Raw genomic sequence first — 23,597 nt, forward strand, 5'->3', positions numbered from 1 at the left:
CCCGTTGCTCGTCAATGGTCCGGCGCGTTGAAGGCAGGCTGCACAGCCTTGACCCGGTCACCGCTTGGTACCCGATCGGCCGTGGTAGGGCGACAGTCGCAGGATCGCGTGTCGCGCCAGCGGGGCGGCCAACGGCACCAGACGTCGCTCCAGCCGAGACTGGCCGCAATGGCTTCGGCGATGTCGGCGAAGTCGTGGCGCTGGTAGTGCAGCAGTGCCTCGCGCATCCATGTCGGCGGCCGCGTGTAGGACCGCAGCGGCATCGGTGATGTCACCCCAGACAACCTCGACGCCTGGCGGCACCGTCGAACAGCTCGGCCAGCCAAGCGAATCGCTCGCCCGCCTCGGGGCGCGCGTTGTCCAGCAAATACCCACCAGCGGAGGCGGAACTCTTGTGACAGATGGCTCGACCGTCAAGCTGACGTCCGTGTGTATCAGGCATGTATCGGGCCTGTATTGATACCAACGACACTCGTCCACAGTGTTTCGCCGTTTCACCCACTTTCCTCGCGGTTCCGCGAAGCGGGTGACAAGTCGGGAAGGCCGATCCAAATGACATGATCAAGAATCGCCTTGGTGGCCGTGGAATGCCGGCCTCCCTCACATCGGGCCGGCGAGGGCTCACACCACCCCCAGGTCATCCAAGGCTCGGAGTTGCCGGCCTGTATCACGACGTCACGCTGCGAGGGAAGGGGTAACCATGAACGCCGTCGAGACCCGGGAATTTCCGCCGCAACCCGTCGTGAGTATCCGGCAAACGATTCCGACCGCTGATCTGATCGCCACTGAGGGTCAGAGTTTGCAGGAGCTGTGGCGCCTGCTGCGCGACCGCGGGATTACGCCGGCCGGTCCACCGTTCGTTCGTTATCACACCTTCGATGCCGGTGAGACCGACGTCGAGATCGGCGTACCGGTGACCGACAACGTCGTGGGTGAGGGCCGCGTCGTCGGCACCGAGTTGCCCGGCGGGCCTGCCGTGACAACCGTGCATCTCGGTGCCCACGACCGCCTTGGTGAGGCGTACCGCCGGATCGCGGAGGCTGTCGCCACGCGTGGCCAGGCCAACGGGCCGGGGTGGGAGATCTACGAGTGGATCGACCTGACGCAGGAGCCGAACCCGGCAAGCTGGCCGGCGCCATCGGATTGGCGCACCGAGCTCGTCCAACCGATCAAGTGACCGCGTCGCAGCTGACCGCGGCTCGGTTCGCGGAGGGAATCGAGGCCTTGCGTGGGCCAACCGGACGGCCACGCATGCGTGACGTCTTCGCGCTCGCTCAGCGGTTCATCGACCTGCCCTGCGATGAGATCGACCAGTTGCTGGACAGCGAGGTCCACGAGGTACGGGTCGGCGCGGTCAGCATCATGGGCAAACAGGCCGCCCGCGCGTCCACCTCGCACGACGCGCGCGCCGCGCTGTTCGACCTGTACCTGCGTCGAACCGATCGAATCAACACCTGGGACCTCGTCGACGTCAGTGCCCACCAGGTCATCGGCGGCTACCTGCGGGACAGGCCCCGCGACGTCCTCTACCAGCTGGCGCGGTCACCGCGGTGGTGGGAGCGCCGAATCGCCATGTTCGCCACCCTGACATTCGTCCGCGCCGGCGACCTTGACGACACGTTCGCCCTCGCCGAGATCCTCGTCGGCGACAGCCACGACCTCGTACGGAAAGTGGTGGGCGGAATGCTCCGCGAGGCCGGCGAGCGCGACCGCGCCCGGTTGCTGACCTTCCTCGATCGGCACGCCCCCACCGCCCCACGCGTGCTGCTGCGCTACGCCATTGAACATCTCGACCCGCAGGAACGCCGACACTACCTCAGCCTACGGAAATCGACCTGACCAACCGCATCAGGCCAACCACGTCGGCCGTCGGGCCTCACGGTGGATACCGCCCTCACCTCATCCCACGCGGCCGGTCGAGACGACATGAGGGGTCCAAGAAGGGACGGCCATGGAGCTAGTGGTGCGTAAAGACGGAAACACGAGGTGAAGTCATGGCGGCCATTCTGCTGGCGCTCGGATCGGCCATAGGTTGGGGGTTGTCGGACTTTCTCGGTGGGTTGAAGAGCAGATCCTCCTCCATCCTGTCGGTGCTGCTCGTGTCCCAGGTGACCGCGTTGGGCGTGCTGGGGTTCACCGTCGTTGTCCGGGGCCTGCCAGCTCCCGACGGCCGGTTCCTCGCCTACGCCGCTGGGGCAGGTCTCGGCGAGGCGGTGGGCATTGCTGCCCTGTACCGGGGTCTGGCCGTGGGACGGATGACTGTGGTCGCCTCGATCGCCGCGGCCGCGCCGGTGTTGCCGGTTCTGGCCGGCCTGGTCGCGGGCGAGGTTCCCGGACCGGTCGCGAGCGTCGGCGTCGTTCTCGCGGCCGCCGGTGTCGTCATCACATCCGTACAGCGCGACACCGCGAACACCACAACATCCGGCGCATCGGGCGTCGGCTACGGGCTGCTCGCGGCCGCTGGTTTCGGGTCGTTCTTCCTCGCCATGGATTTCGCCAGCGAGGCCGATGTCCCGTGGGCGTTGTTGACGGCGCGGCTCACCTCGGTGACAGCTGTCGGCGCGGTCACGGTGGCCGTGATCGGCAGGTCCGGCCGCCTTCGGGTGCAACGAGCCGATCTCCCCGTCATGGCGCTGATCGGTGCGCTCATCGTCGTGGCCGACGGCATGTACGCCGTCGCCACGACCCTTGGCCTGCTCGGCGTGGCGGCCGTGCTCGGCTCGCTGCACACCGTTGTCACCATCGGCCTGGCACGGATCGTCCTGGGCGAACGGCTTGCGCGGATTCAACGCGCCGGCATCGTGACCGTTCTGGCCGGCGTGCTGGCCATCGCCGGTAGTCCGGTCTGACTGCTCCGTCGCCAACAGTGCTACCGACCGCTCGGCCGTGGGGCGCACAGGCCATCCCAACGAGGCCGGGACGACTGATCGCACGCTCACCACAACCAGTGAGGAGGAACGACAAACGGCATCCACGCCACGCTCGGCTTTCGCGCGCATCGTTCGCCCTTTGTTGTCGCTGCTGCCGGCAACCGCGACCGTGGTGGGCGTGGTCGTCCTGGCCCAGCTACCCAGCTCGGTCGAGCTGCTCGGCATCGCCGCGATCATCGTCGGCGTCGTGCTGCACCGCCCAGGGGACGTGCGGGACAACGGTGGTTCTGGTGAAACTCGAGGAAGGAGCAGACATGCAGTACGTACGGCTGGGCCGGTCCGGGCTGAGGATCTCGCAAATCTGCCTGGGGATGATGAGCTACGGCGACCGATCGGAGACAGACTGGCATCTGACCGAGGACCAGGCCGAGCCGATCGTGCGGCGCGCCGTCGAGGCCGGTGTGACCTTCTTCGACACCGCCGACATGTACGACTACGGCGCCAGTGAGGAGGTCACCGGCCGCCTGCTGCGCAACCTGTTCCCGCACCGGGATGACTTTGTACTCGCCACGAAGGTGTACTTCCCTATGGGTTCCGGGTCCAATGATCGGGGCCTGTCCCGTAAGCACATCATGGCTGGCATCGATGCCTCGTTGCGGCGGCTCGGCACCGACCACGTCGACCTCTATCAGATCCATCGCTGGGACTACGAAACCCCGATCGAGGAGACCATGGCCGTGCTGCACGACGTGGTACGGGCCGGTAAGGCTCGCTACCTCGGCGCGTCCAGCATGTACGCGTGGCAGTTCGCCACCGCACAGCACATGGCCGACAGGTACGGCTGGACCAGGTTCGTCTCAATGCAGAATCACTACAACTTGGTCTATCGCGAAGAGGAACGAGAGATGATTCCGCTGTGCCTGGATCAGGGTGTCGGTCTCAATCCATGGAGCCCCCTGGCGCGCGGTCTGCTCGCCGGCGGCCGCACCCGGGACGGCGATCCCGGCACCGTCCGCGCCGGCGATGACCCGCTGGCGGACGAGATGTACACCGCGGACGACTTCGAGGTGGTCGATGCGGTCCGTGCCGTCGCCGGCGAACGCGGGCTGCCGCCCGCCCAGGTGGCGCTCGCATGGCTACTGGCCAAGCCCGGCGTATGCGCGCCGATCGTCGGCGCGACGAAGGTGACGCATCTGGAGGACGCCGTCGCGGCGGTGGACCTCACGTTGAGCGCAGACGAACTGTCTCGGCTGGAGGCGCCTTACCGACCGCATCCCGTACTCGGACATTCATAGATGGCCGGTGGTTGCCGCACGCGCCCGCCACGTCGCTGATAAGCCTCGCCACATGAGCGAGAGGCTCCCCACCGCGCTCCTCGACAAGAAGGGACAACCGACATGACGGTGGCCTCCGCTGACGGCCTGACGATCAACTACCGCTCGATCGGGTCTGGTCCTGGGCTGATCCTGATCCCCGGCGCGCTGGCCGTCGCCGACGACCTCGCGCCCCTTGCCGGCGCGCTCAGCCGTGACTTCACCGTGCACACGATCGAGCGGCGCGGCCACGACGGCAATGGACCCCAAGGGGACGGATATTGCATAGCCCGAGAGTGTGAGGATCTTGCGGCCGTGCAACGGGAGACTCGAGCGTCGTCGGTCTTCGGACACAGCTACGGCGGCCTCATCGCCTTGGAGGCCGCGCGGACCAACAAGGCTTTGACCAAGGTCGCGGTCTACGAACCCGGTGTCTCCATCAACGGGTCGGTGCCGAGGCACTGGGTGGCGCAGTATGAAGCGAGCCTCGCCGCCGGCAAGCCGATGGACGCCTTCATCGCCTTTGCGCTCGCACTCGGCCCGAAGCGGGCGGAGAAGACACCGTACTGGATCATGCGTCTCGTGCTCGCCTTCCTGCTGCGCGGCGACGAACGAGAGCGGACCTTGGCGCTGCTGCCCGCCGTCCTGCGTGAGCATCTCGAGATCTTCCGCCTGGACAACAGCTTCGAGAGCTACCGCGAGATCTCGGCACCTGTCCTGTGGATCTACGGCGGAGAAAGCCCAGCATCGATCACGGAAGTCCCGGAACGGCTCCGAGACGTGATCCCCCGTCTGACCGTGACCGGTCTTGGTGGGCTGAATCACTTCGGGCCGGAGAAGAAGAGGAGCGCCACCGAAGTCGCCGTGGCGATTCGAGAATTCCTGCTCAGCGACGGCTGAACGGGCGCCGACGACCGAAGTGGCAACACGAGCGGGGCCCGCTTCGGCGTTGACCGAAATGTCGCGTCGTTAACCTGACGGAGTACGTGGTCGAACGAGGTGACCCGTCACAGCGACCCAAGGAGGTGGAAGATGAGCAGCCGGCATCAGGAGACCGACGCTATCAAGCAAATATTCGAGGCTTGGGACAAGGCGCTCGGCGCCAAGGACCTCGACGCGTCCATGGCTCTTTACCATCCCGATGCGACCCTCGAGAGCCCACTCGTGCGCTACCTGCTAGGTACTGCAACTGGTGTGATCCGTGGCCGCGAGGACCTCCGTCGGTTCGTCGCCAAAGTCTTCTCAACGGAACCACCCCAGCGTCAACGATTCCGAACCGGCTATCTGTCCGACGGAACACATGTCACCTGGGAGTACCCCCGGCAGACCGACGGCACCGACCAGATGGACATCGTCGAAGTGATGGAGATCCGCGACGGGCTGATTCGACACCACCGCGTCTACTGGGGCTGGAACAGCGTCAAGCTCTATGAAGAGCTCCAGCGCTCAGGGCAGCTCCGTTAGGGCCCGTTCACGCCGGCCCTCCTAGGTGCCAGGCTCTACGTCGGTCCCTCGTCATCCTCGTACGGCGCGGGCGGGTGCTGTTCGTCCAGCAGCCGCCGTACGTACCGGGTGGCCGGCGGTAGGTAGACCGCCCTGACGCCGCCGATGGCCGCGCGCAGGTCGGGCAATGCCCACGCGGACGGGGCGAGGTCTGCCGGGAGGCCGGTGGCTCGCAGCGTGTCGACCAGCGGGCCGCTGAGCAGGTCGGTGAAGCGCCGCAGCGTCCGGCCGTCCGCCGGGGGCGCGGTTGTCCGGCGCGCGATCGCGCCGCGGAGCCGGCGCGCGTGTGCCCGGTACGTGCGATCCAGGGCGTCGAGATCCCACGCCGTGTACGCGGCGCGCGCCGCGTCGTCCCGTTGCATCTGGAGTCGAGCGAAGTGGATCGTGGCGTCCGCCGGGGCTCCGGCAACCACGTCGTCTAGCAGGTGCCGCCGGTCCGTGGGGGCGATGAGCACACCCTGCTGCAGAAGCCCGTAACCGACGAAGGTCCCGGTTCGGCGCAGTCGATCGCGGAACGCGCGATGCCGCTCCGGCACCTGGTAGAGCACGGCGTGGAAATGGCCCGCCCAAGGTGTGCCGGTGGCGCCGCCGCGGATCCGCTGGAACGACTCGGCGAACGGACCGGCGAGGCGATAGTCCACCGTACGGCCGCGCCGGGCGCCGGCGAGCTGGCCGTCGCGCCGCATCCGGGCGATCAGGGCGCGGGCCGCCGGGGCGGTCAGGCCGAGGTCGCCGAGCAGCGCCACGAGGATGGGACCGGGTAGCTCGGAACGGTCCAGAGCAGCGGCGACACCGAAGAGAAACGGGACCAGCCGAACGGAACGGCCCCGCCCGGAACGGTCCTCAGATGTTACGCTTTCGCTCACGCTCGTGCTCATATTCGACAATTCTAGGCAGGTACGCGATGACGACGTCGCAGACCCCTCGATCCCGCGGCCGGCTCCTGCTGATCCACTGGGTGCCGACGATCCTGTTCAATGTGGTGCTACCGCTGATCACCTACAACCTGCTGACCGACCGGCAGGTCTCGGCGGTGACGGCACTGCTGATCAGCGGCGGCTGGCCGGTGATCGAACTGGCGCTGTCCTTCGCCGTACGGCGGCGCTTCGATGAGTTCGGCGTCCTCACGCTGATCTTCATCGCGCTCGGGGTGATCGCTGGGCTGGGTCTGCACAGTGCGCGCCTGGTGCTGATCAAGGAGTCCGCGGTGACCGGGCTGTTCGGCGTCGTGGCGCTCGCGTCGCTGGTCCTGCCGCGGCCCATGATGTTCTACTTCGGACGTAAGTTCGCCACCGACGGCTCGACCGAGTCCGTCGCCCGGTGGAACGGGCTGTGGCAGCATCCATCCTTCCGGCGTACCCAGCGGATCATCACCGTCGTGTGGGGGGTGGCGTTCGTCGCGGAGGCGGCCACGCGGATCGGCCTCAGCTACGCGCTGTCCACTTCGGCCATGACAGCGGTGTCCGCCGTCCTGCCGCTGGTCGTCGTCGCCGCCTTGCTCTTCTGGACCATTTCGTACGGACGGCGCGCTCGCGCCGCGGCAGTGGCGAAGTACGGCCCGGCGGCCCGGACGGACGCGCCACCGCCGGCCGCCGCCTCGCCGGTCCGGCCGTGACGCCACGTGCTGCGCTGCGCTACCGAACACGTGGAGCCGGAACCACACGTGCATCGACCGGTGTCAGGATCGCGGCTGCGGAAAGCGTGAGAGCTCAGCTGAAGTTCCAGCTACTGGGTCCCTTACAGGTGTCCACGGCCGGTGACGGTGAGGTGCGGATAGTCCGGCCCAAGCTGCGCTTGCTGCTGGCCGTCCTGCTGGCCAGGGCGAATACGTTGGTGCCGGTCGAGAGCTTGGTGGACGACATGTGGGGCGATGATCCGCCGGTGTCGGCCGTGTCGAACGTTCGTACCTACGTGTGGTCGCTGCGTCGGCTGCTGTCGCCCGCCGACCCGGCCACCGCGCCGATCAGCACGGACCCACAGGGGTACATGATCGGCGTGATGCCGGACTGCCTCGACGTGCTGGCTTTCGAGCGGCTCGTCGCCAACGGCACGGATGCGTGTCGCCGGGGGGATGTCCCACGGGCAGCGGATCGGCTCGAGGAGGCTTTGGCCCTGTGGCGGGGGCGTGCGTTCCAGAACGTCCCATTCACCACCGGCACGCTGGTCGCCGAGGCGCAGCGGTTGGAGGAGCAGCGGCTGGCCGCGGTCGAGGAGCTGTTCGACGCACGTCTCGCGCTGGGCCGGCACGCCGAGATCGTGGGTGAGCTGCAGTGCCTGGTGGCTCAGCATCCGCTGCGGGAACGGCTGTGGGGCCAGATGATGCTGGCGCTGTACCGGGACGGGCAGCAGGCCGCCGCGCTCGCCGCGTACCAGCACCTTCGTACATACCTGGTGGAGGAGATCGGCGTGGAGCCGAGCCCGCCGCTACAGGCGTTACAGAGCGAGATCCTCCGGTCGGACCCGGCGCTGGGCCTGTCCGCCGGTGCCATCACGGTGGCGTCTCGGGCGCAAGCCGGCCAGACGCCACGGCAGCTACCGCTGGACGTCCCGACGTTCATTGGCCGCGCCGGCGAGCTGAGCACGCTGAGCGGGCTGCTGCTCCAGACGGACGTCGACGGTGGCACCGGCGAGGTGGTAGTCATCCACGGCCCGCCGGGCGCGGGAAAGTCCGCGCTGGCAGTCCGCGCCGGGAACCTATGGTCCACCTGCTTCCCGGACGGGCAACTCTACGTGAACCTCCGCGGCGCGACCTCGGGTGTGCAGCCGCTGTGCCCGGGCGAGTGCCTGGGCCGGTTCCTGCGGACGCTGGGGATTCTCCCGGAGGATGTGCCGTCCGACCTCGACGAGGCCGGGGCGCTGTTCCGCAGCCTGGTAGCCGTACGACGGTTGCTCATCGTGCTGGACAACGCCGCATCCGCGGGTCAGGTGCGTCCCCTCCTGCCGGGCTTGTCCCGCGCAGCCGTGCTCGTCACGAGCCGGGTCGGCATGTCCGCTCTGGAAGGCGCCAGTCACCTGGCCGTCGGCCCGCTGGAGCCGGACGCCTCGCAAGCGATGCTCGAGCGTCTGATCGGAGATGCCCGCACGGCAGCCGACCCGACGGCCACCGCGCGGCTCGCTGAACTCTGCGACCACCTGCCATTGGGGCTGCATGTGGCAGCCGCCCGGCTCAAGGCGCGGCCGACCTGGCCCGTCCGGCGCCTGGTGGGACGCCTCACCGACGAGCGGTACCGGCTCACCGAGCTGGCCGCCGGCGACTTCGCGGTGCGCAGCAGCGTCGAGGTGAGCTACGCGGCCCTGCGACGCAGCGACGATCGGGGCGACCGCGCGGCGGCCCGCCTGCTGCGACTGATCGGGCTGCTACTGGTGACGGACATCGACACGAATGCCGCGGCCGCCCTGCTGAGCACGTCGCCGGCCGAGGCGGACCTGGTCGTCGAGCGCCTGCTCGACGCCCACCTGATGGAGGCGGTCGATTCCGACCGCTACCACATGCATGATCTGATCCGGCTGTTCACCCGCGAGCTCGCGGCCGAAACTGTCGGGGGCGACGAAGCCAACGCCGCGATCACTCGCGTCCTCGGCTACTACCTCGCCACTGCCGGAGCCGCGGTCCGCCTGGCGTTCCCGCACCGAGCGCATTTCCCCGTGCCCGAGGCGCCCGCCGCCCCGAAGCCGTTGGCCGACCCCGGTGAGGCGCGCCGCTGGCTGGAGACGGAGCGGACGAACCTGCTGGCCGTGATACGGCAGGCGTGGCCCGGGCCGGCCGAGCACGCCCGGCTCGGCATCGGGCTCACCCTGGCGCTGCACTGGTTCCTCGGCGTGGGCGGCTACCCCCACGCCCTGATCGAACTCAACGAACAGGCCATTCCCCTGGCGAGGCGGGTGGGTGACCGGCGCCTGGAGGCGTACGCCAACGGCAGCATCGCCATGGGTCTCATGCAAGTGCGGCGATATGACGAGGCCGACGCACACATCAAGATGGAGCTGTCCATCTGCCGGGAGATCGGGGACCGCTTCGGTGAGCAGCGCGCGTTGGGCAACCTCGGACTTCGCCACCTCGAGCAGAACCGCGTACCGCAGGCGATCGCGTGCCTCGAGCAGCAACTGACGATCGCCCAGCAGATCGGTGCCACGATCGGCGCGATGTATGCCGTCCGGGTCCTGGGCCGGGCGCACCATCACCTCGGCCGGCACGAGGAAGCCATCCGGCTCACCGAGAAGGCCCTGGCTTGGTACGACGAGACCGGCGACGACTTGAGCGTGAGCGTGGCGTTGGAGCGGCTCGGACTGATCCATATCGACCTCGGGCGCCTGAACGAGGCGGTCGACATGCTGGCCCAGTCCGTCGAACGCGCACGCCGAGCGCAGTACCGGCTGGGCGAGGCGCATGCCCTGATCGGCCTGGCCCGCGCGCGGCGGCTGCTCGGAGCCACGGACGCCGCCGCGAATTGCGCCGCAGAGGCCATGGCGATCGCTGACACGGTCGGTGCGACCGCGGAGGAGGCGGCGGCGGACAGGGAATGCACCGCAGCACACCAAGCCATTGACGGCCGACGCGGGTAGCTGTGTGTACGTCGAACCCTTCACCCTCGAAGCCCCGTCACCTGGCCGTATATCGGGCGTAGAACAGGCGTGGATGCCCATCCATGAAACTTTGCGGGCTGACCGTGCACAGACGCCCGCCCGTTCGGTAGTGCCAATGCCGGCGGCCCGCCGTGCGGAGGTACCGCGGAAGGAAAATTCATGATGTGGGAAGGACAAGCGATGGAGTCGCTGTACGAACATGTGGGTAAGGAAGGCGCTCTCCGGCGGACCATCAGCGTCTGGTACGCATCGGTGCTGCGGGACCCGCAGTTGCATCCGCTGTTCGGCGAGGGGCGCCCGACGCATGTGGACCATCTGACCGCGTTCTTCGCCGAGGTGTTCGGGGGCCCGACCCGGTTTACCGACGAGCTGGGTGGCTTTCCTGCCTTGGCCGACGCGCACCGGGGCAAGCGGATCACCGAAGAACAGCGTCGCAGGTTCATCGAGCTGTTCCTGCTGGCGGCCGACGAGACCGATCTTCCCGACGACGAGCCGTTCCGGCACGCGCTCGCCGGCTACCTGGAGTTCGGCACCGAGGTAGCGGTGGTCAACTCGCATGCCACCAGCGAGGCCGAGCTGCACCCTTGCCAAGAGGTCCCACGCTGGTCGTGGTGACCGGTGCCCGGCGCCGAGTACTCTGCCGACATGACCACCGCGCATGACGTGGTCGCGGCCTACTGGGCCGCGGCGGAGGCCCGGGACTGGGACGCGTTCGGCGCTCTGCTCGCCGACGACGTGGTCTACCGCGGCCCTCAGACCAGAGAGCAGGTCCGCGGCCGGGACGCATACGTCCGGTTCAACGCGGAGGGCTTCGCCTTCGACTGGCACATCAGGGTGCAGCGGATCGTCGGCGAACAGCTGCGCGCGGCGAGCTGGATCGAGTTTGCCCGACCAGAGGGCACGCAGCCCGGACTGTGTTTCTTCGATCTCGCCGACGACGGCCGGATCGCCCAGATCACCGACTTCTGGCCGGAGCAGTACGAGCTTCCGGCCAGCCGCGCCCACCTGGTCGAACGTTACTGACTGGCAAAGCGCAAACAACCTGATTAGGTCCCAGGTGCTCGATGGCCGGTTCCGGCCCGATTCGGCAGGCTGAGGCCAACCGGCGGACGTACGCGGACGGCTGGGGTTCCGGGACCGGACGCGACCGGAGCCGGCGGAGCGAGCGAAACTTATCGATATCTCGTCTGTCGCATCGGCGAGGAATGAGAGATGATACGTCATACCATCGACAATCATCGAGGCGTCGATCCACCGGTCGCCGATCGTCCGGCCTGCCGTAACCTCACGGCCGAGGCTCCCGGACGAGCCCGCCTCGCACTCGTCACCACGCCCGAAGGAGTTACGTGATGGTGCGGCAGAAACTCGCCCGAGGAGCCGCCGTGGTCGCGGCGACCATGGCACTCGCCGTCGGCGGCACCTCGCTGACCGGCGCCTTCGCCGGGGCCACCGGCGTGAACGCCCTTGCCGCCACGGCCGGCTGCGGTAAGGCCCCGACGCTGGCCAGCGGCACGCACACAATCAGCAGCAGCGGGCAGAACCGCAGCTACATCCTGCGTGTCCCGGCCGGCTACGACAACAACCACCCGTACCGGGTGATCTTCGGTTTCCACTGGGTCGGCGGCACCGCCAACGACGTCGACTCCGGAGGCACCGACGGCTACAACTGGTCCTACTACGGACTGCGCCGGCTCGCTGACAACGCCGGCAACGGCACGATCTTCGTAGCCCCCCAAGGCATCGGCAACGGCTGGGGCAACTCCGGTGGGCAGGACGTCACCTTCGTCGACGACATGCTCCGGCAGATCGAGGCGGGTCTCTGCGTCGACACCGCACAGATCTTCTCCTCCGGCTTCAGCTACGGCGGCGCCATGACCTACGCCCTCGCGTGCGCCCGCCCCACCGTCTTCCGCGCCGTCGCCGTCTACTCCGGGGCCAACCTCAGCGGCTGCAGCGGCGGCACCCAGCCGGTGGCCTACATGGGGCTGCACGGGCTGCGGGACAACGTGCTTCCGATCTCCAGCGGCCGGGCTCTGCGTGACACCTTCGTCCGCAACAACGGCTGCACCCCGCAGAATCCCCCTGAACCTGCCAACGGCAGCCTCACCCACATCATCACCACCTACTCGGGTTGCCGCGCCGGCTACCCCGTCGTCTGGGCCGCCTTCGACGGAGCCGGCCACGACCCCGGCCCGCGTGACGGCTGCACCTGCGACGGCTGGCAGACCTGGACGTCCGGCGCAGTCTGGGGATTCTTCACCCAGTTCGGCAGCACGACCCCGCCGACGACTCCTCCGACCAGCGGTGCGCAGCAGGTGGTGGGCGCTCAGTCCGGCCGTTGCGTGGCCGTACCGAACTCCTCGACCAGCAACGGCACCCAGGTCCAGCTCGGCGACTGCACCGGCGCCGCCAACCAGCGCTGGACCTACACCTCCGGACGACAACTGCAGGTGTACGGCAACAAGTGCCTCGACGCGAACGGCCAAGGCACCAGCAACGGCACCACTGTGATCATCTGGGACTGCAACAGTCAGGCCAACCAGCAGTGGAACATCAACGCGAACGGCACCATCGCCGGACAGCAGTCCGGACTCTGCCTGGACGCCAGCGGCGCCGGCACCGCCAACGGGACCCCGCTCATCCTGTGGTCCTGCAACGGCGGCGCCAACCAAAGCTGGAGCCTGCAGAGCTGAGATCGGTCGGGCCCGGCGGCTGGACCTACGGGCCCGTCCCATCTGATGGGAGCGCTCCCATGGGCTCACCAGGACATTGATACTCATCATTGTCTTGCGGAATTGTCCCGGCCTAGCCTTCGAGCATCCCCACCCCACGTCCTCGGAGGACAGCCCATGAATCCCCACCGCCTCGCCGAACCCGCGTGGTCGCTGTTCCGCATCGTGATCGGCTTCCTGTTCCTGTGCCACGGACTGGCATCCGTCTTCGGTGTGCTCGGCGGCAACCGTGGCTCGGGCCAGGCGATCGAGCCCGGCACCTGGCCGACCTGGTACGCCGCGGTCATCCAGCTCGTCTGCGGCACTCTGGTCCTGGCCGGACTGGCCACCCGGCCCGCCGCCCTGCTTGCCTCCGGCTCGATGGCGTACGCCTACTTCACCGTCCACCAGCCGCAGGCGCTCATGCCGATCCAGAACGGCGGCGTCACCCCGGTTCTCTACGCCTGGACGTTCCTGATCATCGCGGTCATGGGCGCCGGCCCCTGGTCGATCGACGCGCTGATCACCCGCCGACGCGGCGCGACGGCCGAGCCCGTCCGCGAGCGCCGGCTCGCGGGAAGCCGCCGCTGACCTCCCCGTGCGCCGTTGCTCGGACAGCCGGATGCCACGCCCCAGGGTGTGCGGACGAGCTTGCCGCGGACTCGGCCGCTCTCGCCCCTTCGCGCCGGCCGGGGAGGGTTCGCCACCGGACCATGACGACACACGCTGACGGACGGGGCGGTTCGAGCGGCTAATGTCAGCGCATGACGACAGCCGTCACCGACGCCCGACGATGTGCGCGTGCGCTTCTCGCGAGCCTGGACGAACGGCAGCGGGGCCTCGTTCGGGGCGACCTCGCCGACCCGGGCCTGCGGCGCTGGACCTATCTGCCGGGGGACCGGCCCGGCCTGCCGATGGAGCATCTCACCAATGCCCAGCACGCCCTGGCGGTGGAGCTGCTCAGATCGGCACACTCACCGGAGGGCGGCGACCTCGCCGTCGGCGCCGTCGAGGTCGAACGAGTCCGACGGGAACTAGCGACCGGCTCACCGCCGGCAGGGGACCGTTACTGGCTGCGGGTGCTCGGCGATCCGGACGGCGACCAGCCGTGGGGCTGGCGCATCAACGGCCACCACCTGGCTGTACACGTGGTCGTGGGGCCGGCCGGCACAACACTGACACCGCATTTCATCGGCTCGGAGCCGGCCACCGTCCCGTCCGGCCGCCGGATCCTCGGCGCCGAGGAGGACCTGGCCCGGCGTCTGGCCGCCGGGTTCGACCCGGACCAGCGTGCGCTCGGCATCAGCTCCGGCCGCGCGCCGGATGACATCCTCACCCGGGCCGATCCGGTGGCCGACCCGACAATGCTGCCCACCGGCATCGGCTGGGGCCAACTGCATCCGGAGCAGCAGGACATCCTCGGCCAGTTGGTCCGGCGATACCTCGGCCGCGCCCCGGCGCAGTACGCGCGGGCCTGCTGGCGCGACGCCGAGGCGGCGGGCCTGGAGCTGATCCGGTTCGCCTGGGCAGGCCCGACCACACCCGGGGAGGGTCACTACTACTGCGTCCGGGCGCCCGAATTCCTCATCGAGTACGACAACACCCAGGACGGCGCCAACCACGCCCATTCCGTCTGGCGGCACCTGCGCGACGACTGGGGCGGCGACCTGCTCCACGACCATTACGCACGGCGGCACCCCGCGTCGTGAGCGAACCGACGCGTGGTCGAGGGTTCAGGAGCATGCTTTCGTGCGATATCAGACAGGCGACCGGATCGCGTCCCAGCCGGTGATATCGCACTGACCGTGCTCGTTGTTGCCGGCGGCGACAACTGTTCCGTTCGCGCGTAGTCCGAGAGTGTGGGTGGACCCGGCCGCCACAGCGACGACCTCGCGCCAACCGGCCACGTCGCACTGGCCGAAATCCGTGCTTCCCACGGCCAGGGCCCGGCCGGCCGCGGTGACGCCGACGGTGTGGTAGCTCCCGGCCGCCACTGCCACGACGTCCCGCCAAGCACTGACGTCACAGGCGCCCGTCGATTGATCCCCCACCGCGAAGACGCGTCCGTCGTTGGTGAGACCGACCGTGTGAAGGTATCCGGCGGCAACGGCGGCAATGTCGCGCCACGTGGCAACCGCGCATTGCCCACGGCGATCGTTTCCGACTGCAACGGTAGTCCCGTCGGCTCGCAGGCCCACCGAATGCCAGTCGCCACAAGCCAACCCGACGACCTCACGCCACCGGCCCACGTCGCATGCTCCCTCGCGAAGCCGTCCCGCGGCCAGCACGGAGCCGTTACCAACCAGCCCCAAGGTGCGGCGCCAACCCGCGGCGACAAGGGTGACGTCGCGCCAGGACGCGACGTCGCACTGCCCATCGCCGTTCCACCCCGTCGCCATCACGGTTCCATCGGCGCGCAGGCCGACGCTGTGGGACCGCCCAGTGTTCGACGCCGTATGCACGTTGCCCGCCGCCACGGCGACCATGTGGATCCAGTCGTCGACGCGACACTCACTCGACGTCCCGTCGCCGGCCGCGACCACGGTGCCGTCGGCGCGCAGGCCCAACGAGTGTCGTCGTGCAGCGGCGATGACAGGACCACTCATAAGCACAGCATCCCCCGTGTGGTGGCCGCTGATGGAGCAGCGAGCGCTTCGTCGTCCGAGCGATGAGTTTGCCAACCGAGGGCGGTCTGACCGGATGACATCACACGTGGGGGAGGACGCCATGAGGTTGACGTACGCACACCGTCTGACCGGCCAGGTGTACCGGCGCGGCGACGAAGGTTACGGGGAGCGGTGCCGCACGCTGAACCCGGCCGTCGAGCATCGGCCGCTGGCGGTGGTCAACGCCGAGGCGGCGACCGACGTCCGCGCCGCCGTCGAGATGGCGCGGCAGGCCGACCGCGTACAGGCCGGACAACCACCGCAGGCTGCGCAGCGTCAAGGCGGCGTACGATCCGGACAACTTTCTCCGCGCCGGGTACAACATCCGGCCGAGGTGCTCGCCTGACCTGGGCGCAGGTCATGTCAGGCCGGCCGGCCCAGCCTCGAACCAGTAGGTCAATACGTCCCGGGCCGCCCAACCGGTCCGGCTCTCCGGGACCTGCTTGGCGTAGAAGGATGCGAAACCGCGCAATCCCGTCAATTCCCCGATGCCGGAGCCAGGGACGACCTCCCACCGTCCGTGTACGACACCTGCCTCGTCGGTGAAACCTTCTGCGGTCAGCGCGAACGAACCCGGCCGCCCGTCCAACGCGCCGACGAAACGCTCGACGCAGGTGAACGTTCCGGTGCCGTCGTGCCTGACCACCCGCAGGTGCTTGGCGATCGCGTCGCCGTTCAGCCCTCCGGAGAAGCGCTCCTGGAGGGTCGTCTCCACCAGCGTGGTTCCGCTGTCGTCCGCAGGGCTGATGACCTCCATCTGGTAACTCAGGACCGCCACCTCGCTCTCGCTGATGACATGATCCGAGGCCGGTCTGTTGGACTGCGTGCTCATCTGTCTCTCCTCGTCGTTCGGTGGTCTCTCGCCAGGCCGCGATCAGGTTCAGCCGTACCCGGGCCCGGTTCCCGCCTCGGCCCCGCTATCGGTAGCCCCGTTTGAGCAGGTATTTGGCGCCCGCGTCGAAACCCTCGGGGCTGAGCACTTCGAAGCCGAAGGCGTCGGCGAGGCGATCGGTGACGGCGAACGCGGCGCCGACCGCGAGCGCGTCCTCGATCTGCTCGCGACTGACCCCCGCTGCCAGTACCGCCCGCATGTCGTCGCGGCTGAGCTCTCCCTCGGTGGTCAGCGTGCCGAGCATTCGAAGTGTCGCCCGCAGCGGCTCGGCGATCGGCGCCGACTCGAGATCGGCCAGCACCGCGTCGACCATCGGCCCATTCCCGTACGCACGGCGCGCGGTCGCGGTGTGCGCCCCGATGCAGAACGCCGATGCGCTCACCTTGGACACATAAGCCGCCATGAGCTCTCGGTCGGCCACCGACCAGGCGGACGGGCCACGCATCGCCTCGTGCGTGAACTCCTTCGCCCGCACACCGTAGAAGTCGGGTCGGTAGAAGACCACCTTGGCGGCGTCCGGCACCGGGTGACCGGAGAACAGCCGGATGACGGCGAACAGCAGCCTGGTCGCCGGCGATAGCCGTGGTTGAGAATGTCGAGGCGCATCAGGTGGCCTCCCTCAGGGCCGCAAGCCCCGCGTCGTACAGGCGCGCGGACTGCCCGACCGCGGCGCAGACCACCACCTCGAACAACTCGTCTTCGCTGCGGCCGGCCGCCTTCGCCGCGATGAAGTCCGCCGTCGTGATCTCGGTGGGCCTCGCGGCGATCTTGGCAACCAGCGAGTCCAGCGGCGGGGGCACTCCTTCGTTCCGGAACGCCTGAGCGCGTAACCGCGCGGACGCCCGGCCCTCTCCGTTCAGGACCCGGTCCACCAGAGCCTGGTACAACGCGTGTTTCTTGTTCTCGTCCGGCACGGCGCCCTCCCACTCCTTCGCAGTTCAGCTCTATGTCTTCAATGAGACGGCCGGCACATCGCAGATGTGACATGCGCTGGGCCGGCGGCACAGTATCGCACGGCGTGCGATGAAGCGATACGGTGTACGCATGATGCCCTCGGACTCCTGGTGGATGATCCTGGTCAAGACTGTGGCGATCTTCCTGTTCCTCACTTTCATGACGATCTTCGTCATCGTGTTCGAGCGGAAGGTCGTCGCTCGGGTGACCGCGTCGAGCCCGGCCGCACGCTCGGTGGTGTTCGCCGGGTTCGTCGCGCTGCTCGTACTGATCTTGCTGGCCCGGCCACGCCGGCTGCCTGCACACCGCGCCGTTCCGGCGCCGCCGTCCGGCGGCTTCCCGACACCGCCGCTGGACCTGGCCGTGCCGACGCCTTCGCGTGCCTCAGCCGTCCCGGCCGAACGACTTCGCGATGCCGTCGAGGAGCCACCCTAGGCCGGCGGCGAACGTGGCGTCGCTGTCGTCGCGCACCGGGTCAGCCAGCAGTGGTGCCAACGTCGGGTACCGGCCGCTGTCCGCAAGCCCGGTCAGGTACGGCCGCATCGCCTGGCTCCAGTCCGCCTCGCCGCCGGCGTCGTAGATCAGTTCCCGGGTCACATGCCCGATCGTGTAGTCATCGACGGCGTTGACCACCCGGACCGCCTGCACGAGATCCGCGGTCAGCGGGCGCAGGGCCGCGATCGCCAGCTCCAACTGCATCACGCTGTTCGGACCGATTCGCGGCCGGCGCGCGTACAAGGCCGCCGCCCACGGGTGGGCGAGGCAGACGCGACGCTTGCGGTCGGCGACGACCATCAACGCGTCACGCCACCCGGACGGCAGCGGTCCATCCTCGAGCACGGCGCCGGCGAGATCGTCGAACATCAGGTCGAGCAGGTCCTCCTTGCGCTCGATGTGCCTGTACAGCGACATCGGCCGTGCTCCCAGCATCGCGGCGAGCCCGCGGATCGATACGGCGTCGAGGCCCTCGGCATCGGCGAGGCGCAGGCCGGCCGCCACGATCACCTCGCGCGTGAGCCTGCGCCTGCCCTCCGGCCGCGGGCGCGACCGAACCCGAGCGGGACCCTGCGGCGGCGTACCGGTCATGCCGCAACTGTCTCATCCCCGGCGCGCCGATCTCACGATCGGGGTTGCTGGGCGGATCAACCGGCCGAGAGCTCGATCCGCCTCATGCCGTCTCCCTTGGTGCCTCGGCGTCCGCCGGGGTCTCGGAGCCACCGGGCGACTGGTTGCCCAGCACGTGCCGGCGCAGGAACGACAACTCGGCCTCGATGGCCCGCGCGTGTCCCGCCAGGAACGGCTCGTAATGTCCGCCCGGTATCCGGACGAGCTCCGCGGACGCGGCGGCGCGCGTCGCGCGTACGGTGAGCCTTGTCGGGGTTGATCGGTCGTTCTCAGCCACGACGACCAGAAGCGGGCAACGGACCCGTGCGGCGTCGCGGCCCGGCCGGTAGAAGACCATGTTCAGCGCAGATCGAGCGGCGACCTGCCGTTGCCATTCCGGGTACCGGTGCGCGCGTAGCGCATGATCGCCCGCCGCGGCATCCGGCGTCGTCAGCATGGCGACAGTCCCCGGTGCGCCGGTGAGCCCGACCAATCGAGGCCGGCGCTGGCCTCCCAATCGGCGAGCTGGTCGCGGATGGGCAGGACCAAGCGCGGTTGACCGTCGCTCTCCCCGAGATGGCGGTAGTCAAATGCGAGCACGGAGAACCCGGCCTCGTGGAACCGTTCGGCGAACAGATCGGTGGCCGCTTCCTTCGTCACGGCGAAGCCGCCGGCCATGATCACACAGGCGCCGTTGGATCCCGGATAGTGCCAGGCGGCGCACCGCTCGTCGCCGCTGATGAAGCGAGGATCATCTCGGCGACCTGGAGCTTCCGCTGGTCCGACCAGTGCTCGGGGCAGAGGGACAGCACCGAAGGCAGGTACTGCTGCGACGCGCCCTTGCCGAGGTTCGCGTAGCGGTCGGGGTCGTACATCGTCAAGCCGATAGCTTGGTCGAGTACGCGTGACTCCGCTCCGATGATTGCGGGCCACGTGGCGCGTACGCGATCCGCCAACGTCTGACCCGCCGGCCCTTGCCGTACAGCGGCCATCGCGTTGTCGATGCGCCTGTCGCGCAGCCTGAGGATCGCTTGGTCGAGCAGGTCGTCGGCTCCGTTGAAGTAGTACAGAAGCACCTTGTGCGTCGTGCCCGCCGCGCGCGCCGCACGTCGAAGCGAGAACTCCACGAGTCCGTTGCTCGCAAGGTCGTCGGTGACGCGATCCAGCAGCTCCCGCCGCCGCGCCTCGCCGCGCGGGGATCCCGTGGAGCGCCGGTACGTTGCCCGTCCGGTTGAGCCATCACTGGTCGACGTGTTCACGGCATCAGCATCCAGTGCCGGACGTCCTCGCACAAAGGGGGACAGGCGCGCGTCAGTCGGTGGGTTCCTCGTCAATGCTCAGGGGGGAGGCGCCGGGCTTGGCGATCTGGGCGATGGCTTCGTTCAGCTCGTCCTCGGCGTACTCGCCCTCGGGCAACCGCTCGAGCACGGCAATGTCGTCGGGCGGCAACTCCGCGGCGACCGCCCGGCGGTAGATCTCGTCTCGGTCGATCCGTTCCTGCGCGGCATAGAGCTTGTCGACCAGTTCGGGAAGCGCCTCCGTAGTCGCCATGACCCTGTCCTCCAGCTTGAAAGAGATGCTCGCAAGACGTGCTCGCAGGACCTGCTGTGCTGACCGGCTTTGGTACCCAGCTCGCCGCCGTTCATGCCGCCCCTGCGGGTGACGACCGCCGCCGCACCGAGGTAAGCTAGTAGCATTAACCATTAAGTTAATGACACTAGCTAGGGGAGTGCCGTGAGCGCCACTACCGCCGTCACACCGTCCACCGCCGGCGCGGAAGCTCCGCGCGCCCGCCGTTCCGCGCGTTACCTCACCATCGCGGCGGTCACCGCCGCCGTCGCGTATCCGGCGACGTGGATCGTGGGTTTGAGCATCGCCTCGTCCGGCACCACCGTGCACTCCACCGGTGCCGAGATCCTGTCCAGCTACGCCGGGCACACCGGCGCGGCGCTCGTCCAGTTCCTGCTCACCGAAGGCGTCGCCGGCCTGCTGCTGGCCGTGGCGGTCGTCGCCGTGGGCCGGGCGGGTGGCGGGCGCGCCGGCCGCTGGTTCACCGGCGCCGGCCTGGTCGCGGCGGCCATTTCGGTGGCTCAGTGCGGATTGGGCGTCGCGCTGACCGGGTGGGCGGTCCCGCACGAGCGAGCCGGCGCGGCGCTCGCCCTGACGCAGGTCGTCAACCGCGCGGACGGCGTGAAGATGCTGCTGCTGGCGGCGGTCGCGGTTCTCGGATGGAACCTGGCCCGGCGCGGCCGGCTTCCCCGCTGGATCGGGTTCCTGGGTCTGGCCCTGGCCGTCGCCATCGCCGTCTCCGGCCTGGGATTCCTGCTGCTGTCCGACACCCTGAGCATGGCCGCGTACGTGTCGCTTCCGCTCCTGCTGGTCTTCGTCACCGCGGCCTGCCTGGCCGTGAGCCGCCGGACGCGCACCGGGGCGCGCTGATGCCCCGTGCGGGTCTGACCCGGGCCCGCGTGGTCGCCGAGGCCGCGGTCGTCGCCGACGAGCAGGGCCTTGACCGGCTGACCCTGGCCACCGTCGCCAAGCGGCTCGGCGTGTCCCTGCCCAGCCTGTACAAGCACATCGACAGCCTGGACGGGCTGCGCCGCGACCTGGCGGTGCTCGGCGTGCGCGAGCTGACCGGCGCGCTGACCCGGGCCGCGGTGGGGCGCTCCGGGCGTACGGCGCTGGAGGCGATCGCCGGGGCCTACCGGGAGTACGCCCACGCGTACCCGGCGCGGTGCGCGGCCAGTGTGCGCGCGCCCGCTCCGGACGACGACGAGCACCTGGCCGTCGGCGCCGCGGCCGTCGCCGTTCTGGACGCCGTCGTCGCCGGCTACGGGATCCAGGGCGATGACCGGATCCACGCCATCCGAATCCTGCGGGTCGCCCTGCACGGCTTCGTCAGCCTGGAGGCCGCCGGCGGCTTCGGCCTGCCGCAGTCGGTCGACGTGACCTTCGCCCGGATGGTCGACGGCCTGGACGCCTCGCTACGCCGGCAGGCGAGCGGTGATCCTCAGGCGAAGAACCGCACCAGCTCGTTGTTCACCGACTCGTGAAGGCTCGAATTTCCGATCCAGTAGCGTATGACGTACGCTAGTGATAGCGTACGTCATACGCAAAATGGGAGGCAGGATGCCGGCGGAAGGTTCAGGCGGCGCGCCGAAGCGGGCGCCGCGCAACACGCTGTCTCGGGCGGTGATCGTCAAGGCGGCGTTGGAGCTGATCGACGAAGCGGGTCTCGAGGCGGTGACGATGCCGAATGTCGCCCGGCACCTCGGGGTCGGAACGATGTCGCTCTATCGCCACGTCAGTGACAAACGCGACCTCGTCGACGCGGTTGCCGAACGGGTCATGGGACAGATCGAAGTACCGGACGGCGCCGTCGATGACTGGGAGGGCCGCGTCGTCGGCTACCTGCGAGCACTCCGGGAGGCGGCGATCGCCCATCCCGCGCTCGGGCGCATCCTCGCCGACCACGGGCTGACGGTCGGACAGGTCTTCGCTCAACTCGAGACCGTTCACGGCGTTCTGATCCGCGCCGGCTTCGCCCCCGGCGACGCGGTGCGCGCGTTCTACAGCCTGTTCACCTACGTCTTCGGCTCCGTCATGTGGGAGTTGCCGCGGGTCCACCAGCAGCCGGAAGAGGCCTACGTGTCCTCGTGGAACAGCGCCATCGACGCGCTCGACCCGGCCGACTACCCGCATCTGCACGCGTTGCGCCGGGACCTGGCCTCGGCGGCGTCCGCCGACCAGTTCGAGTACGGGCTCGGTCTGCTCGTGGAATCGCTGCGCACCCGCGCCTCTGCGGGTCATCGACCGGACGGCGGCCCGGTCCGGCCCGGCCCGCGGGCGCCTGCACGACCTGCTGGAAACATCGCACAGTGAGGAGAACGGCTCCCATGAAGTTCACCAACACGATCACGATCGACCGTGAGCTCGCCGAGGTGTTCGGATTCCTCGCCGACTTCGAGAACGTGCCGCGGTGGAACTACGCGATCAGCGACACCCGGAAGATCTCCGATGGCGCGGTCGGTGTCGGCTCACGCTTCCGGCAGACCCGGACACTTCCCGCTCGAAGCGAGGAGACCTTCGAAGTCACCGAGTTCGAGCGCGACCACAGACTCTCGATCCGGGGTGCTCTCGGACCCTTCCACTCCGAGGTCACCTATCTGCTCGTCCCGGCCGGGAGCGGCACCGTGCTCACCAACACCATGAAACTGCAGCCCTCGGGTCCGATGCGGCTCGTCGCCCCCTTGGCAGCCTCCGGCATCAAGTCGGCGGTGGCGGCCAACCTCGGCGTTCTCAAGCAGCTCCTCGAAGAACGGCGGGCCTGACCACGGCCGGCCGGCCGGATCGACGACCCTCTCGACCGTGCCCGGCCGGGCCTCGGGCTAATCCGCTGCCCGGGCTCGGGCGCGTTGCGCACGCACGCGGGCGCGGACGCCGCAGCGTTCGTCCGAGCACCAGCGCCGTCGGCCGGTATGGTCGATGAAGATCCCGGAGCAGGCGTCGTCGCCGCAGGCGTGAAGCCGTTGCCGGGTCGGGCCGGTGAGGTCTGCGGCCGCCTGGCGGGCCAGCCAAGCCAGGGCGACGGACACCTCGGCGGGCGGGGCCAACCGAAGAGCACGGAGCCACCACTGTCGCCGGTCTGATCGTCGCGGCCGTGGGCCTGCGGCTGACCCTCCACTCCCCGGACCAGCCACGTCGCAGGCTCGAGCAGGTCAACCCGCCCGGCGACACCGGCCCTGTCGTCCTCGCCTCGCGGCCGGGCCGACACGAAGCGGCCTGACCGTCCCGCGGCATCCACCCCCGCGAAAGAACCATGATCACGCCCGGGGAGGAGACGCGTCCCCCTGCGTTGCGGATGACGGGCGCGTCGCCGAGCCGGAGCCCGAGGACGGCGGCGGGATCGACCCGGTGGTCGAGGCAGGTGACGACCAGCAGCGGCGTCGCGGGCACGCCGAGTGCCGCCGCGGTGTACGTACGGGCGAACTGCTCGTTGC

General features: G+C 69.1%; 30 protein-coding genes and 1 pseudogene. 19 read left to right on the forward strand and 12 right to left on the reverse strand.

The window, feature by feature from the left end:
* Positions 1 to 11 precede the first annotated feature (11 nt).
* Positions 12 to 275 (reverse strand): hypothetical protein, encoded by a 264-nt coding sequence (locus ACIA5D_RS45260; protein WP_396036863.1) that lies wholly within the window; start codon positions 273 to 275, stop codon positions 12 to 14.
* A 425-nt stretch (positions 276 to 700) separates the two neighbouring features.
* On the opposite strand from ACIA5D_RS45260, the gene ACIA5D_RS45265 reads away from it, so the two are divergent.
* The 6 genes and pseudogenes from ACIA5D_RS45265 to ACIA5D_RS45290 all read left to right on the forward strand — a co-directional run bounded on the left by ACIA5D_RS45265 (position 701) and on the right by ACIA5D_RS45290 (position 5,647).
* The gene (locus ACIA5D_RS45265; protein ID WP_396036864.1) at positions 701 to 1,177 is read left to right on the forward strand and encodes a GyrI-like domain-containing protein; all 477 of its coding nucleotides are present in this window, start codon (positions 701 to 703) and stop codon (positions 1,175 to 1,177) included.
* A gap of 71 nt (positions 1,178 to 1,248) precedes the next feature.
* Positions 1,249 to 1,839 (forward strand): annotated as a pseudogene (locus ACIA5D_RS45270) (DNA alkylation repair protein); the annotation flags it as partial.
* 155 nt (positions 1,840 to 1,994) lie between these two features.
* Positions 1,995 to 2,849, forward strand: coding sequence for an EamA family transporter (locus tag ACIA5D_RS45275; protein WP_396036865.1), 855 nt, complete (start codon positions 1,995 to 1,997; stop codon positions 2,847 to 2,849).
* A gap of 335 nt (positions 2,850 to 3,184) precedes the next feature.
* Positions 3,185 to 4,165, forward strand: coding sequence for an aldo/keto reductase (locus ACIA5D_RS45280; protein ID WP_396036866.1), 981 nt, complete (start codon positions 3,185 to 3,187; stop codon positions 4,163 to 4,165).
* Positions 4,166 to 4,267: 102 nt separating this feature from the next.
* Positions 4,268 to 5,083, forward strand: a complete 816-nt coding sequence (locus ACIA5D_RS45285) for an alpha/beta fold hydrolase (RefSeq protein ID WP_396036867.1) — start codon at positions 4,268 to 4,270, stop codon at positions 5,081 to 5,083.
* Positions 5,084 to 5,215: 132 nt separating this feature from the next.
* Complete coding sequence (locus tag ACIA5D_RS45290; protein ID WP_396036868.1) at positions 5,216 to 5,647, forward strand: nuclear transport factor 2 family protein; 432 nt, start codon at positions 5,216 to 5,218, stop codon at positions 5,645 to 5,647.
* A gap of 35 nt (positions 5,648 to 5,682) precedes the next feature.
* Here ACIA5D_RS45290 and ACIA5D_RS45295 read toward each other — a convergent pair whose 3' ends face one another.
* Positions 5,683 to 6,552 carry a hypothetical protein gene (locus ACIA5D_RS45295; RefSeq protein WP_396036869.1) on the reverse strand — a complete coding sequence of 290 codons (870 nt, stop codon included), beginning with the start codon at positions 6,550 to 6,552 and terminating at the stop codon, positions 5,683 to 5,685.
* Between the two features lie 38 nt (positions 6,553 to 6,590).
* Between ACIA5D_RS45295 and ACIA5D_RS45300 the strand changes: the two genes are divergently transcribed.
* From ACIA5D_RS45300 to ACIA5D_RS45330, 7 genes are all read left to right on the forward strand, one after another.
* A complete protein-coding gene (locus tag ACIA5D_RS45300) occupies positions 6,591 to 7,301 on the forward strand; it encodes a VC0807 family protein (protein WP_396036870.1) in 711 nt (236 codons plus the stop codon).
* A 128-nt stretch (positions 7,302 to 7,429) separates the two neighbouring features.
* Entirely contained in the window at positions 7,430 to 10,249 is a 2,820-nt protein-coding gene (locus ACIA5D_RS45305; protein WP_396036871.1) for a BTAD domain-containing putative transcriptional regulator, read from the forward strand.
* A 201-nt stretch (positions 10,250 to 10,450) separates the two neighbouring features.
* Positions 10,451 to 10,885 (forward strand): group II truncated hemoglobin, encoded by a 435-nt coding sequence (locus ACIA5D_RS45310; RefSeq protein ID WP_396036872.1) that lies wholly within the window; start codon positions 10,451 to 10,453, stop codon positions 10,883 to 10,885.
* A 30-nt stretch (positions 10,886 to 10,915) separates the two neighbouring features.
* Positions 10,916 to 11,293, forward strand: coding sequence for a nuclear transport factor 2 family protein (locus ACIA5D_RS45315; protein WP_396036873.1), 378 nt, complete (start codon positions 10,916 to 10,918; stop codon positions 11,291 to 11,293).
* Between the two features lie 326 nt (positions 11,294 to 11,619).
* Positions 11,620 to 12,963 carry an RICIN domain-containing protein gene (locus tag ACIA5D_RS45320; RefSeq protein WP_396036874.1) on the forward strand — a complete coding sequence of 448 codons (1,344 nt, stop codon included), beginning with the start codon at positions 11,620 to 11,622 and terminating at the stop codon, positions 12,961 to 12,963.
* A 156-nt stretch (positions 12,964 to 13,119) separates the two neighbouring features.
* Positions 13,120 to 13,572: a DoxX family protein gene (locus ACIA5D_RS45325; RefSeq protein WP_396036875.1), complete on the forward strand. Its 453-nt coding sequence runs from the start codon at positions 13,120 to 13,122 to the stop codon at positions 13,570 to 13,572.
* Positions 13,573 to 13,745: 173 nt separating this feature from the next.
* Positions 13,746 to 14,690: a DUF3500 domain-containing protein gene (locus tag ACIA5D_RS45330; RefSeq protein WP_396036876.1), complete on the forward strand. Its 945-nt coding sequence runs from the start codon at positions 13,746 to 13,748 to the stop codon at positions 14,688 to 14,690.
* 48 nt (positions 14,691 to 14,738) lie between these two features.
* Here the strand turns inward: ACIA5D_RS45330 and ACIA5D_RS45335 are convergent, their stop codons facing one another.
* On the reverse strand, positions 14,739 to 15,548 hold the full coding sequence (locus ACIA5D_RS45335) for an RCC1 domain-containing protein (RefSeq protein WP_396036877.1): 810 nt from the start codon (positions 15,546 to 15,548) through the stop codon (positions 14,739 to 14,741).
* A gap of 365 nt (positions 15,549 to 15,913) precedes the next feature.
* On the opposite strand from ACIA5D_RS45335, the gene ACIA5D_RS45340 reads away from it, so the two are divergent.
* A complete protein-coding gene (locus ACIA5D_RS45340; RefSeq protein ID WP_396036922.1) occupies positions 15,914 to 16,042 on the forward strand; it encodes a hypothetical protein in 129 nt (42 codons plus the stop codon).
* Here ACIA5D_RS45340 and ACIA5D_RS45345 read toward each other — a convergent pair.
* From ACIA5D_RS45345 to ACIA5D_RS45355, 3 genes are all read right to left on the reverse strand, one after another.
* Positions 16,006 to 16,479 (reverse strand): DUF3224 domain-containing protein, encoded by a 474-nt coding sequence (locus ACIA5D_RS45345; RefSeq protein WP_396036878.1) that lies wholly within the window; start codon positions 16,477 to 16,479, stop codon positions 16,006 to 16,008. The genes ACIA5D_RS45340 and ACIA5D_RS45345 overlap by 37 nt on opposite strands.
* 85 nt (positions 16,480 to 16,564) lie before the next feature.
* Complete coding sequence (locus ACIA5D_RS45350; protein WP_396036879.1) at positions 16,565 to 17,062, reverse strand: carboxymuconolactone decarboxylase family protein; 498 nt, start codon at positions 17,060 to 17,062, stop codon at positions 16,565 to 16,567.
* Positions 17,063 to 17,144: 82 nt separating this feature from the next.
* Complete coding sequence (locus ACIA5D_RS45355; RefSeq protein ID WP_396036880.1) at positions 17,145 to 17,453, reverse strand: hypothetical protein; 309 nt, start codon at positions 17,451 to 17,453, stop codon at positions 17,145 to 17,147.
* A gap of 130 nt (positions 17,454 to 17,583) precedes the next feature.
* Here ACIA5D_RS45355 and ACIA5D_RS45360 point away from each other — a divergent pair, with 130 nt between their 5' ends.
* Entirely contained in the window at positions 17,584 to 17,928 is a 345-nt protein-coding gene (locus ACIA5D_RS45360) for a hypothetical protein (protein ID WP_396036881.1), read from the forward strand.
* Here the strand turns inward: ACIA5D_RS45360 and ACIA5D_RS45365 are convergent.
* From ACIA5D_RS45365 to ACIA5D_RS45385, 5 genes are all read right to left on the reverse strand, one after another.
* Entirely contained in the window at positions 17,878 to 18,579 is a 702-nt protein-coding gene (locus ACIA5D_RS45365) for a TetR/AcrR family transcriptional regulator C-terminal domain-containing protein (RefSeq protein WP_396036882.1), read from the reverse strand. The genes ACIA5D_RS45360 and ACIA5D_RS45365 overlap by 51 nt on opposite strands.
* A gap of 82 nt (positions 18,580 to 18,661) precedes the next feature.
* Positions 18,662 to 19,054, reverse strand: a complete 393-nt coding sequence (locus ACIA5D_RS45370; protein WP_396036883.1) for a hypothetical protein — start codon at positions 19,052 to 19,054, stop codon at positions 18,662 to 18,664.
* Positions 19,048 to 19,281, reverse strand: coding sequence for a hypothetical protein (locus tag ACIA5D_RS45375; RefSeq protein ID WP_396036884.1), 234 nt, complete (start codon positions 19,279 to 19,281; stop codon positions 19,048 to 19,050). The genes ACIA5D_RS45370 and ACIA5D_RS45375 overlap by 7 nt, the downstream gene beginning before the upstream one ends.
* Positions 19,278 to 19,856, reverse strand: coding sequence for a TetR/AcrR family transcriptional regulator (locus ACIA5D_RS45380; RefSeq protein WP_396036885.1), 579 nt, complete (start codon positions 19,854 to 19,856; stop codon positions 19,278 to 19,280). Before ACIA5D_RS45380 ends, ACIA5D_RS45375 begins: the two co-directional genes overlap by 4 nt.
* Before the next feature lie 52 nt (positions 19,857 to 19,908).
* A complete protein-coding gene (locus ACIA5D_RS45385) occupies positions 19,909 to 20,148 on the reverse strand; it encodes a hypothetical protein (protein WP_396036886.1) in 240 nt (79 codons plus the stop codon).
* A 183-nt stretch (positions 20,149 to 20,331) separates the two neighbouring features.
* Between ACIA5D_RS45385 and ACIA5D_RS45390 the strand changes: the two genes are divergently transcribed.
* The 4 genes from ACIA5D_RS45390 to ACIA5D_RS45405 all read left to right on the forward strand — a co-directional run bounded on the left by ACIA5D_RS45390 (position 20,332) and on the right by ACIA5D_RS45405 (position 22,928).
* Complete coding sequence (locus tag ACIA5D_RS45390) at positions 20,332 to 21,036, forward strand: hypothetical protein (protein ID WP_396036887.1); 705 nt, start codon at positions 20,332 to 20,334, stop codon at positions 21,034 to 21,036.
* Positions 21,036 to 21,650 carry a WHG domain-containing protein gene (locus ACIA5D_RS45395; protein WP_396036888.1) on the forward strand — a complete coding sequence of 205 codons (615 nt, stop codon included), beginning with the start codon at positions 21,036 to 21,038 and terminating at the stop codon, positions 21,648 to 21,650. The genes ACIA5D_RS45390 and ACIA5D_RS45395 overlap by 1 nt, the downstream gene beginning before the upstream one ends.
* A gap of 76 nt (positions 21,651 to 21,726) precedes the next feature.
* Positions 21,727 to 22,479: a TetR/AcrR family transcriptional regulator gene (locus ACIA5D_RS45400; RefSeq protein WP_396036889.1), complete on the forward strand. Its 753-nt coding sequence runs from the start codon at positions 21,727 to 21,729 to the stop codon at positions 22,477 to 22,479.
* Positions 22,480 to 22,493: 14 nt separating this feature from the next.
* The gene (locus ACIA5D_RS45405; protein ID WP_396036890.1) at positions 22,494 to 22,928 is read left to right on the forward strand and encodes an SRPBCC family protein; all 435 of its coding nucleotides are present in this window, start codon (positions 22,494 to 22,496) and stop codon (positions 22,926 to 22,928) included.
* 57 nt (positions 22,929 to 22,985) lie between these two features.
* On the opposite strand, the gene ACIA5D_RS45410 is transcribed toward ACIA5D_RS45405, so the two are convergent.
* On the reverse strand, positions 22,986 to 23,297 hold the full coding sequence (locus ACIA5D_RS45410) for a CGNR zinc finger domain-containing protein (RefSeq protein ID WP_396036891.1): 312 nt from the start codon (positions 23,295 to 23,297) through the stop codon (positions 22,986 to 22,988).
* Positions 23,298 to 23,597 lie beyond the last annotated feature (300 nt).

The sequence above is a fragment of the Actinoplanes sp. NPDC051513 genome, from assembly GCF_044454685.1.
Taxonomy (GTDB): domain Bacteria; phylum Actinomycetota; class Actinomycetes; order Mycobacteriales; family Micromonosporaceae; genus Actinoplanes.